Source organism: Noviherbaspirillum sp., assembly GCF_036846085.1.
GTDB lineage: Bacteria > Pseudomonadota > Gammaproteobacteria > Burkholderiales > Burkholderiaceae_D > Noviherbaspirillum.
In genome coordinates, this window is record NZ_DAIUCO010000181.1 from 1 (window position 1) to 10,952 (window position 10,952).

Annotated in this window: 13 protein-coding genes and 2 pseudogenes; 6 read left to right on the forward strand and 9 right to left on the reverse strand. The window is 58.4% G+C overall.

Translation table 11 applies throughout. The features are described from left to right. Together V7080_RS18370 and lpdA are read left to right on the forward strand one after the other, a co-directional pair. Nucleotides 1-198: pseudogene (locus V7080_RS18370) on the forward strand (MFS transporter); the annotation flags it as partial. Between the two features lie 125 nt (nucleotides 199-323). Then, the gene (gene lpdA, locus V7080_RS18375) at nucleotides 324-2,147 is read left to right on the forward strand and encodes a dihydrolipoyl dehydrogenase (protein WP_334189845.1); all 1,824 of its coding nucleotides are present in this window, start codon (nucleotides 324-326) and stop codon (nucleotides 2,145-2,147) included. A 199-nt stretch (nucleotides 2,148-2,346) separates the two neighbouring features. Here the strand turns inward: lpdA and V7080_RS18380 are convergent, their stop codons facing one another. The 7 genes and pseudogenes from V7080_RS18380 to V7080_RS18410 form a co-directional block, all read right to left on the reverse strand. After that, a complete protein-coding gene (locus tag V7080_RS18380; RefSeq protein ID WP_334189846.1) occupies nucleotides 2,347-2,745 on the reverse strand; it encodes a hypothetical protein in 399 nt (132 codons plus the stop codon). Between the two features lie 724 nt (nucleotides 2,746-3,469). Then, a complete protein-coding gene (locus tag V7080_RS18385; protein WP_334189847.1) occupies nucleotides 3,470-3,679 on the reverse strand; it encodes a cold-shock protein in 210 nt (69 codons plus the stop codon). Between the two features lie 205 nt (nucleotides 3,680-3,884). Continuing rightward, complete coding sequence (locus V7080_RS18390; protein WP_334189848.1) at nucleotides 3,885-4,202, reverse strand: hypothetical protein; 318 nt, start codon at nucleotides 4,200-4,202, stop codon at nucleotides 3,885-3,887. Nucleotides 4,203-4,221: 19 nt separating this feature from the next. Next, nucleotides 4,222-4,482, reverse strand: a complete 261-nt coding sequence (gene infA, locus V7080_RS18395; RefSeq protein WP_334189849.1) for a translation initiation factor IF-1 — start codon at nucleotides 4,480-4,482, stop codon at nucleotides 4,222-4,224. A 386-nt stretch (nucleotides 4,483-4,868) separates the two neighbouring features. Continuing rightward, the gene (gene trxC / locus V7080_RS18400) at nucleotides 4,869-5,300 is read right to left on the reverse strand and encodes a thioredoxin TrxC (protein WP_442947251.1); all 432 of its coding nucleotides are present in this window, start codon (nucleotides 5,298-5,300) and stop codon (nucleotides 4,869-4,871) included. Between the two features lie 22 nt (nucleotides 5,301-5,322). Further along, a complete protein-coding gene (locus V7080_RS18405; RefSeq protein ID WP_334189850.1) occupies nucleotides 5,323-5,538 on the reverse strand; it encodes a hypothetical protein in 216 nt (71 codons plus the stop codon). Then, a pseudogene (locus tag V7080_RS18410) lies at nucleotides 5,535-5,823 on the reverse strand (DnaJ C-terminal domain-containing protein); the annotation flags it as partial. The gene V7080_RS18405 and the pseudogene V7080_RS18410, both read right to left, overlap by 4 nt. Before the next feature lie 248 nt (nucleotides 5,824-6,071). Between V7080_RS18410 and V7080_RS18415 the strand changes: the two are divergent. The 4 genes from V7080_RS18415 (at nucleotide 6,072) to V7080_RS18430 (ending at nucleotide 8,928) form a co-directional block, all read left to right on the forward strand. After that, nucleotides 6,072-6,509 carry an Hsp20/alpha crystallin family protein gene (locus V7080_RS18415; RefSeq protein WP_334189857.1) on the forward strand — a complete coding sequence of 146 codons (438 nt, stop codon included), beginning with the start codon at nucleotides 6,072-6,074 and terminating at the stop codon, nucleotides 6,507-6,509. Between the two features lie 54 nt (nucleotides 6,510-6,563). Further along, entirely contained in the window at nucleotides 6,564-6,947 is a 384-nt protein-coding gene (locus V7080_RS18420) for an Hsp20/alpha crystallin family protein (protein WP_334189851.1), read from the forward strand. Between the two features lie 61 nt (nucleotides 6,948-7,008). Beyond that, nucleotides 7,009-7,515 (forward strand): Hsp20/alpha crystallin family protein, encoded by a 507-nt coding sequence (locus tag V7080_RS18425; RefSeq protein ID WP_334189852.1) that lies wholly within the window; start codon nucleotides 7,009-7,011, stop codon nucleotides 7,513-7,515. 252 nt (nucleotides 7,516-7,767) lie between these two features. Continuing rightward, entirely contained in the window at nucleotides 7,768-8,928 is a 1,161-nt protein-coding gene (locus V7080_RS18430; protein WP_334189853.1) for a trypsin-like peptidase domain-containing protein, read from the forward strand. A gap of 80 nt (nucleotides 8,929-9,008) precedes the next feature. Here V7080_RS18430 and V7080_RS18435 read toward each other — a convergent pair whose 3' ends face one another. Beyond that, nucleotides 9,009-9,509 (reverse strand): RidA family protein, encoded by a 501-nt coding sequence (locus V7080_RS18435; RefSeq protein WP_334189854.1) that lies wholly within the window; start codon nucleotides 9,507-9,509, stop codon nucleotides 9,009-9,011. A gap of 30 nt (nucleotides 9,510-9,539) precedes the next feature. Further along, on the reverse strand, nucleotides 9,540-10,742 hold the full coding sequence (locus V7080_RS18440) for an acetylornithine transaminase (protein WP_334189855.1): 1,203 nt from the start codon (nucleotides 10,740-10,742) through the stop codon (nucleotides 9,540-9,542). Nucleotides 10,743-10,952: the final 210 nt, after the last annotated feature.

A 10,952-nucleotide genomic window follows, 5' to 3' on the forward strand; every position in this document is an offset into this window, starting at 1 on the left:
GAAGTCTTCAGCTTCGATCGCTTCTGGGGTATCGGCAGCGGCCGCAACTTTGCGCTCGGCGCGATGTACGCGGTATATGACCGCTTGCAGAGCGCGCGGGAAATTGCAGAAATCGGCGTGCATGCCGGCGCGGAATTCGACAAGAGCACAGCGGGACCGTTCCGGATTTTCAGTATGCCGATGAAGAATGATCTGTAAAAGAGCAAAACGAATGATCGCCATTTCTTCCTGCTGAAGGGCGACAGAATGTAGTTGGTGCAGCCAATTTACCTATCCCCGACCTCTGTCCCTGGAAGGGGAGGGGAACGAACGGAGCGAACGCTATGAGCTTGATTGAAGTCAAAGTCCCCGATATTGGCGACTTCAAAGAGGTGGAAGTCATCGAATTGCTGGTCAAGGCCGGCGATACGATCAAGGTCGATCAGTCATTGATCACAGTGGAGTCCGACAAGGCCAGCATGGAGATTCCTGCCAGTCATGCCGGCGTGATCAGGGAACTCAAGGTCAAGATCGGCGACAAGGTATCCGAAGGAACCTTGCTCCTGACCCTGGAAGCCGACGCTGCCGGCGCATCCGCCGCTGCGCCGGCGCCGGCTTCCGCTCCTGCCGCGAATGCGACCGCCGGGTACGGTACGTCCACTCCTCCCGCTGCCGCTGCCGCTGCGGTGCAAGCGCCTGCGCCGGCCGCTCCGGCACCGCAGGCCGCCAGCTTCGGGGGGCAGGCCGACATCCAGTGCGACATGCTGGTGCTGGGCGCGGGTCCCGGGGGCTATTCCGCAGCGTTCCGCTCCGCCGATCTCGGCATGGTGACGGTCCTGGTCGAGCGCTATGCCACGCTCGGCGGCGTCTGCCTCAATGTCGGTTGCATTCCCTCCAAGGCATTGCTGCACGTTGCAGCCGTCATCGACGAAACCCAGGCAATGGCCGCCCATGGCATCAGCTTCGCCAAGCCGGAAATTGACATCGATAAACTGCGCGGATGGAAGGACAAGGTCATCGGCAAGATGACCGGCGGGCTCTCCGGCATGGCAAAGGCACGCAAGGTCACTGTCGTGCAGGGCGTCGGACAATTCCTCAGTCCGAATCACATGGAAGTCACCGCCCCTGACGGTAGCCGCAAAACCGTGCAATTCAAGCAGGCCATCATCGCAGCCGGATCGTCGGTCGTGAATCTGCCCTTCGTGCCGGAAGATCCGCGCATTGTCGATTCCACCGGTGCATTGGAACTGCGCAGCGTCCCGAAAAAAATGCTGGTCATCGGGGGCGGCATCATCGGACTGGAAATGGCGACGGTGTATTCCACGCTCGGTGCCCGCATCGATGTGGTCGAAATGATGGATGGCTTGATGCAGGGCGCGGACCGCGACATGGTCAAGGTCTGGCAGAAATTCAACGAGAAGCGCTTCGACAAGATCATGACCAAGACCAAGACGGTTGGGGTGGAAGCACTTAAGGAAGGCATCAAGGTCACGTTCGAGTCCGCCGACCCGGCAATCGCCGCACCCGAGCCGGGACTGTACGACATGGTGCTGGTGGCGGTAGGGCGCAGTCCGAACGGCAAAAAGATCGCCGCTGACAAAGCCGGCGTTGCCGTAACCGACCGCGGCTTCATCAACGTCGATTCGCAGATGCGCACCAACGTGCCGCATATCTATGCCATCGGCGACATCATTGGCCAGCCCATGCTGGCGCACAAGGCCGTGCATGAAGCCCATGTCGCGGCGGAAGCGGCCGCAGGCCAGAAGTCCCATTTCGACGCCAGCGTGATTCCGTCGGTTGCCTATACCGATCCGGAAGTGGCGTGGGTCGGCATGACGGAAGACGAGGCGAAGGCAAAAGGCGTGAAGCTGGAAAAGGGACTGTTCCCGTGGGGCGCATCGGGACGTGCGGTCGCAAACGGCCGTGAGGAGGGTTTCACGAAACTGCTGTTCGACGCCGAGACCCATCGTATCGTCGGCGGCGGAATCGTCGGCACCCATGCGGGCGATATGATCGGTGAAATTGCATTGGCGATCGAAATGGGCGCCGACGCGGTCGATATCGGCAAGACGATCCATCCACACCCGACACTTGGCGAATCGATCGGTATGGCGGCTGAAGTGTTCGAAGGCGTTTGCACCGACTTGCCGCCTGTGCGTAGAAAGTAACACCGCGTCACGCGGCAAATCCGCTTTCGTAGGTAGTCGTTACGCGTAGATCGATGCCCCGCGCAGGCGGGGCATTTCTTATTCAGCACGTTTGCGGTCAGGCAGTGGCAACCCGGAGAGATGGTGCTCGCCAGGCGGCCATATGCACCTGTGTTCCGAGAACCTGCCGGCTCCCCCTGCCGTCGGCTATCGATCCACTCTAGCGCCTTTGCGGCGGCCTGTCGTCCTGCCTGGCCGGCGGCGGGATGTCGGTATCAAATTCGGGGAAATCCGCGTCGTCGGTCGCGATGCTGTCAATACGGTCCACGCCGATATCGCGGGCCAGCTCGACGTCGCTGTTCCGTCCTGCCGTTGAACTTTCTCCGGTTCCTGCCGAATCAATACCTTCACTGCTCACATCGATATTGTGGCTATCCGGGTCTTCGGTCGTCCCTCTGTCGAGGGGCAATACCTCCTCTTCGACCGCCCTGAGTCCACCCTGTACGTCGCTGCCGGTATCGGAAGTGTCACTCGGGCCAAGCGCATCAGCGCCATGTCCAGTGCCGAGTTGACGGTCCGGTTCCGGAATGTTGTCGGGGTCTAATGTGCTTGATGCCATGATTGCTCCTAAATATGTAGTGGAAGAGATGCGTCGACGAGCTTCTTGCAAGCTTGCAATTTTTCCGAGCAGGAGGAAAAAATTGCCGGTTTAATGAAAATATCGAAACGCAGAGCGTGGCCTGTAAGGACTGCTTCACGTTTCGCTTCCCCCAGCTGCGTAATTCCTTCGTCACCTTGGAGTCATTTGCAATATCCATACCTTCCCGCGGCGCGCTGCAATCGGCACGTGCCGATTGCCGGTGCGCGAACGCGATGAGCACCACGAAAAAGTGAAGTTGCTGCTACCGATACATGACGCACAGCATTCCAGGATGCAATGACATCGATCGCCGGCCTGCAGGCTGAACGCCGGAGCCGGCTAGACCTGTCCAACGAGGTTACTGTAAGTGCGCACCTGTCTGCGCTGTCTGCGGGACGGGTTGTTGATGCATACCAGCCGGTCGTTCGTCCAGCCTGCAGTGCTGAGGCGCTGCGGACATATCCTGGTAAGTTTTGACAGGTAAACGCGAAAAGCTCGCCGAAGCGAGCTTTCATTCACAACACATTTTCATCCTTCAGGAACCCGGGCTATCTGCCAGGTGCCCCTGAACCGATGGAACGGAAACCCATGCTATCTGCGTGGTGTCCCCGCTTGCCGGAAAGACTGCGATGTTTTCCGGTGCAGCATGAAACTTCACCGGACAATGAATTAGATAGCAGCGGAACCTTGAAGGTTCGTATGCTTAGATAGGACAGATGTTGGTTGCTTTCTCGCCTTTGGGGCCAGTGCCGCGATCGAACGACACGCGCTGGTTTTCCGCAAGGCTTTTGAAACCGGTCGACTGAATGTCCTGGAAGTGTGCGAACAGATCGCCGCCACCGTTATCAGGCGTAATGAAGCCGAAGCCTTTGGAATCGTTGAACCATTTTACTGTGCCTGTTTGAGTACTCATGTCATTTCCTTTTGATGAGGATGGGGGCTTGCGCCCGGAATGCACCCAAGACCAAGAAATGTAACCGGAAGGAGTCAAACAGGAATGGCTCTGTGAGAGAGCAAGACGGGAAAGAGACCGACAATAACGACGACTTGATGCAAGTGCAGGAGCGACTATACAGGCAAATCCGGCATTGGTGTGAATAATTCTCCGGCCCGGGTTTTTAGTTAAATGAGTATGTTGCGACAGGAGAGCGGGAAGCCAGCTGCGCAATTGCACTGCTGAGTTTGTCTTCGATCCGCTTCCTGCGTGCAGGCTGATCCGGCGCGGTCAGCGCCAGGTCAGGAAAATACAGCCGTACCGATTTCTCGTCAGTAAACATATCCATCCGGTGCGCATGCTCATGGGCGAAATCTTCGCCGATATCCCACTCGCATTTGGTGAGAGTGATGCCTTTCTCACGCGCAATTTCTATGGCAATTGAAGATATGACGTCGGCGCCGGCGAGGCGGACGGTCTGTGCATTGCTTTCCAGCGTCATGGCAATTCCTTCCACGTAATCAACGACGGCGTTGGTGGCCGGACGGTATTGGTCCACGCTTCTCAAGATGACGGAAGATGATGCGACCCTTGCTGAGGTCGTAAGGTGACAACTCTAGCGTTACCTTGTCGCCTGCCAGTATTCGAATATGATTCTGCCGCATTTTTCCAGAGGTATAAGCGGTCAGCTGGTGACCGTTATCAAGGTTGACGCGAAAACGTGAATCGGGAAGTACTTCGGCCACGAGGCCGTTCATTTCAAGAAGTTCTTCTTTAGCCATTTTTAGTTCCAGTATGAATGTTGTGCAACAAAAGTAATGATCCTGAAGTCCACAGTGAGAGCGGGACGAGAAGCCAACTGACTGTCCTTGGGACGTGCAATTGCGAAATGCGTCTGTCAGGCGCGAATAGTTAAGAAAGACTCTTGTGGCCGGATTGCCGGGCGCAGCAACAGGCCAGTGGAGGTGAAAACGCTGCATCAACAGCGCCTGGTAACGACTGATACGAGGTGAAGATTTGTCTTTGCGCTTGTGCTCAGGTGTGCTTTTGCACGCGCACGACCGAGAAGTTGGGGGGAACTCGGGACCGGCATTCGTCTCCGCAGGAGCGGAGAGGCTTGCCACAGGGCGCAACAATTATAGCTCAGTATGCCTCTTCTTTCTTGAGATTAGCGAACGACACTTCGTGCCCAGCGTACGATGTCCGCCGCACCCATTGCGCCGGCCTGACGGGCAATTTCCTTGCCTCCTGTAAACAGGGCCAAGGTCGGGATGCTTCGAATCGCATAACGTGCCGCCAGATGCGGTTCGTCCTCCGTATTCACCTTGGCAAGTCGAAAATGTGGCTCAAGCTGACCGGCAGCCTGCTCGAATGCGGGTGCCATCATCCGGCAAGGGCCGCACCATGGTGCCCAGAAATCCACCAGCAGCGGGATATTGCTGTTCCCGGCATGTCGATCAAACTCCGCCGCGGTAAGCGCTACCGGTCTGCCTGCAAATAAGGGGCGATGGCACCGGCCGCAATCCGGAGATTCGCACAGCCGCTCGGAAGGGACGCGATTAGTCGCATGGCAATGCGGACAGACAATGTGTAAGGGCATGTCGATTGTTCCTTGTATGCCGTTAATCCAAACTCAAGCCCGCGTGCCGGACGCGTGCGCGCAGCATGTCACGGCTGTTGAACAGCCAGACATCCGAATCGGCGCCTGTATCGCCGAGCAGTATGCCTGCCTGCACATGTTCGATGACCCATTCCCGGCTGACGCTGCAACTCACGGCCACCTCGTCGAGCGTCAGGCGGGCATCTTCCAGTGTGCGTGCAAACTGTTCCTTCATCATGTTGTGAGTCCCTGTCGCGGATTGAACGCAAGTTCGCTGGCTCATCGTTTGATAGAGCGCACGCGCCTTCGGATTACTGGCGGGCGGCAGCACGACGTCCAGTACGAGATACAAGTCGCCTGCGGTAGAGCCGGGAATGCCTCGGCCCTTCAGGCGCAGCTTGCGTCCCGACTGCGACCCTGCCGGGATGCGCATCTCCACCATGCCGTCCGGCACCCTGGGTTCCACGGTGGCACCGAGTGCCGCTTCCCATGGCGTGACCGGCAGCGTGGAATGGACCCCTCGATCCGGTAGCACGGATACGCCTTCTTGATGTCTTCCCGCCTGGCGTCCCGATCGACGCCAAGGAGCTGAAAATAGTCCTTGAATCCCAATCGATACTCCTTAAGGTTTCCTTGCTCACAAGTAGAGTTGAACGCATGCGATTCAAGCCCTTGAAATTCGCTCATTAGCATATATTTTTGTTACGCGAGAACGGAGGCCGGTATGCCGTTTTTGTCCCTCCACCCTTTATTTCAAAGGAGAACGAGATGATGTATCGATCGATGTTTCCCCGAGATATATTTGCTGAAATGGATCGCCTCCAGAGGGAGGTCCAGCAGGCGTTCGATATTGAACCCAGTATCCGCGGCGTCGGGCGCGGCGGTTTTCCTGCATTGAACGTCGGCAGCACGCCGCAATCGGTGGAGTTGTACGCGTTCATTCCCGGGCTTGATCCGGAAAAAATCGAGGTGAACCTGGAACGCGGCGTGCTGACGATCGCCGGCGAGCGCAGCGACAGTCTGTCGAGCCGGGAAACGAAGGCGACCGTCCATATCAATGAACGCTTCGCAGGCCGGTTCAAGCGGGTGCTGAGCTTGCCGGAGGATGTGAACCCCGACAGCGTATCCGCCCAATACCGCGACGGCGTGCTGCACATCAGCGTGAAGCGCAATGAAGCGATGCAGCCGCGCCGCATTTCGGTGCACTGATATCCATTAGAGAAATCTGCTCATTCACTTGCACGTGAGCGCAGGAGAACAACCATGAACAACCAAGCGAACATTACCAAAGGCGAAAGCAACGGCGCGACAGCGGATGCCGCCATGATGCCGCCTGTCGATGTGGTCGAGGATGCGTCGGGCATCACTCTGTTTGCCGATCTGCCCGGGGTGTCCAAGGAAACACTGAATCTGCAACTCGAGGCGAACAGCCTGACCATTGAAGGCCAGGTGGCTCTGGACATCCCGCAGGACATGGAGTCCAGTCATGCGGAAATCAAGGTGCCGCGCTACCGCAGGACCTTTACGCTATCGAAGGAGCTGGATGGGGAAAAGGCAACCGCTGAGTTCAAGCACGGTGTGTTGAAGCTGTCGATTCCCAAGGCCCAGCATGCGCAGCCCCGAAAGATCGAGATCAGCGTGGGTTGACTACGTCACGCTGGCGGTCTGACTTTTGCGCTGGAAGACGCGCAATTTACCGGAGGTCAATATGAAAATTGAAGACATCAAGCAGGGTTTGAATTCCTTCTGGGATTCCGTATCCGAAGGATGGCAGCATTTGCGTCATTCGGCATCCAGTGCGCTTACGGGATTTAAGCCGGGCGAGCGCACCAATCTGCCGGCACGGACGGAGGTCGACGACATGTTCTTCATGCCTTCCGGCAGCTGGGCCATGTTGGGCGGCAATCTCTTCGAGGACGATCGGCGCATCGTCGTCCAGCTCGAGATGCCCGGACTCGACAAGGAAGACCTTGATATCGAAGTACAGGACGGGACCCTGATCGTGCGCGGCGAGAAGCGGTTTGAACGGGAGCAAAGCGAGGGACGTTATCGCGTGCTGCAATGTGCATACGGCAGCTTCCGCCGCTCGGTCCCGTTGCCGGCGCAGGTCGTGTCGGAACAGGCGCAGGCTACCTACAGCAACGGTGTATTGCGCGTCGAGTTGCCGAAGGCAGAACGAGTTCCGCCGCGCAAGGTGAACGTGACCGTCAGCTGACGGGGCGAGCGACTTGTGTCGCCGCCCGTTTTGGTTTCAAGCGGAAGTGTGGGCCTGCAATCAAGCGATTGCAGGCCTTTTTGAATGGCGCCAAGCAGATTTTGTTATTCTCGCGCCTATGCAGCCTTGTGCGCCCAAAAACGATTCGGCATCGGGGAATCTTGCCGGCAAGCGGCTCGCGATTGAAAAGTTCAGGGCAGGACCTGCCTGAACGCAGTTGAATACGCATCTCAGTCATGGAATGGAGAAAGAATGATCGATACGTCGCGCGCTTGCGGAAGATTGGCTGCCGCCACACTGTGCCTGCTGTTGGCTGCGTGCTCGCCTTCCGGGAATGAACAGCAGGCAGGCACGGCGCCGGCGCCTGCGGCAAGTCCGCCGCCGGCACCCCAGGCTGCCGCTCCCGCCGCACAGAATATAGGATTGCCGGACTTCGTCAACCTGATGAAGCAGCAGGGTCCCGCCGTCGTCAACATCAGCGCCACCCGGGTTGCGCCGGGGCAGGGCAACCTGCCCGGATTGCCGGAAGGTCACCCGTTGCATGAGTTCTTTCGCCGGTTCGGCGGAACGCCCGATGCCGGCGAGGCGCTTGGGCGCAGCCTCGGTTCGGGATTCGTCATCAGTCAGGATGGCTATATCCTGACCAACGCCCATGTCATTGCCCAGACCAATGATGTAACGGTGAAGCTGACAAACAAACGGGAATACAAGGCGAGGGTGATCGGCGCGGATCCTTATACGGATGTGGCCCTGATCAAGATTGATGCAACCGGTTTGCTGCCGGTCAAGATAGGCGATCCCGCCAGGCTGGAACCGGGCGAGTGGGTGGCGGCGATCGGCGCTCCGTTCGGTTTCGACAATAGCGTAACCGTCGGGGTGGTCAGTGCGAAGGGGCGCGTACTGCCCAACGGCAGCTATGTTCCGTTCATCCAGACCGACGTCGCGGTCAATCCCGGCAATTCCGGCGGGCCTTTGTTCAGTACAAGAGGGGAGGTCGTCGGCATCAATTCCCAGATCTATAGCCAGACCGGCGGCTACATGGGCATTTCGTTCGCCATACCGATCGACATCGCCATCGGCATTTCGGATCAATTGCGGGAAAGCGGCAAGGTGACGCGTGGGCGCATCGGTGTGCAGCTCCAGGAACTCACCTACGAGATCGCATCATCCTTCGGGATGAAGGAAACAAAAGGCGCCCTGGTGGCCGGCGTGCAGCGTGGCGGTCCGGCGGATAGGGCGGGTTTGCGCCCCGGTGATGTGATCACCTCGCTAAACGATCAGCCGGTGAACTCGACCGCCGACCTTGCGCGCCTTGTTGGCGGTACGAAGCCGGGGGCAACGGTCGGATTGCAGTACTGGCGGGATGGCAAGGTCAATTCCGCAAAGATCGAGGTGGATGTGCTGAGAAGCTAGCGACCCGAACGCGGGCCTGTTCGCGAAGTTTTTCAGCAGCCCGCCGGCGCGATCGACAACCCGTGCATATCGCGCAGCCGTCAGGCACCGGGGGCCGTTTCAACGGTGTTGGCGGCAACGATCATGTCTATTTCCACTGACGCATTCTTTGGAAGCTGATAGACACCGACGGACGTTCGCGTATGAACGCCGGCGGATGAGAATACCGCATACAAGACTTCAGAGGCACTGTCCGCCACCTCGCTCTGCTGCGTGAAGTCGGAGGCGCTTTGCACATACACGGTGATGCGCAATACCTTTCGAACATGATCGAGGCTGCCCAGAGACTGGCGCAGGATAGCAAGTGCACGCATCGTGCAGATCCTCGCCGCGCGCCGGCCTTCGTCCAGATCGACGTCGGCACCTGCGCGGCCTGTCACCACCACGGTGTCGCCGACACGAGGAATCTGCCCGCTGATATAGATTTCATCGCCGTTACGTACCAGCGGCACGTAGTTGCCCCCGATCTTCATCTCGCCGTCAAAGCTGTACCCGAGTTCGTCGGCGATCCGCTGAAATACCTCGTCCCTGGACACATCCATTCCTGACCCTCCGTCAGCCGGCAACCGATCCTACTGCTCCAGTTGCGTCAGCACCTGAGACAGCATCGCAATCATCTGATCAATTTCTTCGGTCGTTACGTTCAATGCCGGCATGAAACGCAGCAGGTCGGAGCGCGGCGAGTTCAGCAGCAGGCCGACCGGTCCCATGTCGCGGGCGGTCTCGACGATCTTCGGTCCGATATCCTTGCCGAGTCGCAGCGCGCGCAGCAAACCTTCGCCCCGTTCTCCCTGCAGGCCGTGCTTTTCCGAGAGTTGCAGCAGTTGCGCACGCAGGTACTCGCCTTTGTCCCTGACCGACTGCATGAAGCCGGGCTTCAGCAGTTCGCTCAATACGGCGGCGCCGACAGCCGTCATCATCGGATTGCCGTTGTAGGTGCCGCCTTGTTCGCCGGCCTCGAATACCGCGACCGCTTCGCGGCATAGCAAGGCAGCCAGCGGTACGCCGCCGCCGATGCCTTTGCCGAGTGTCATGATGTCCGGTTCGATGCTCGACAGTTGATAGGCGAACAGTTCGCCGGTGCGGCCCATGCCGGACTGCACCTCGTCGACGATCAGCAGCATGTTGCGTTGCGTCGTGAGCTTGCGCAGCGCCTGCATGAAGTCGCGCGATGCAGGCAGCACGCCGCCTTCACCCTGAACCGGTTCCAGCATCACCGCGACGGTCTTGTCACTGATGAGTTTTTCCACACTGCCGATGTCATTCAGTTCCGCCTTCAGAAAGCCCGGCACCTGCGGCGCAAACATCGTGTCCCAGCCGGCCTTGCCGCTGGCGGACATGGTCGCCAGGGTGCGGCCATGGAAGCCGTGGTTGAAAGTGATGATTTCGTAGCGGTTTTCGCCACTGGCGTTCTTGTTGACCTTGCCCCATTTGCGCGCCAGCTTGATGGCACCTTCGTTGGCTTCCGCGCCGCTGTTGGCAAAAAAGACGCGATCGAAGCAGGAGTTGTCGGTCAGCAGCGTGGCGAGCTTTATCGACGGTTCGTTATAGAAAGCCGGTGACGGATTGATCAGCTTTTTCGCCTGCGCGCTCGCTGCATCGGCAATGCACTGGGGTGAGTGGCCGAGGCAGTTGACGGCCCAGCCTTGCAGGTAGTCGAGATAGCGCTTGCCGTTATTGTCGGTCAGCCACATGCCGCTGCCTTCGGTGAAGACGATGGGAGGGCGGTTGGTGACGTGCATGAGCGTGTTGACGTTGTACTGGCTGAATTCCATGCTGGACTCCTGAAAGGCATTGATACAAAGGTTGAAATGAGGTTATACGGCGGTCCTGGAGCGAATCAAAAAAAAAGCCACAGGGGAGACCTGTGGCTTTGTGATCGGCAAACGCTTACACGCACGGCTTCCCTGGCTGAGGCAGCGGGGTACGGCGTCGCAAGAGTTTGGCAGTCGTATTCATGGCGACAATACTAAGTTGTTTCGCGC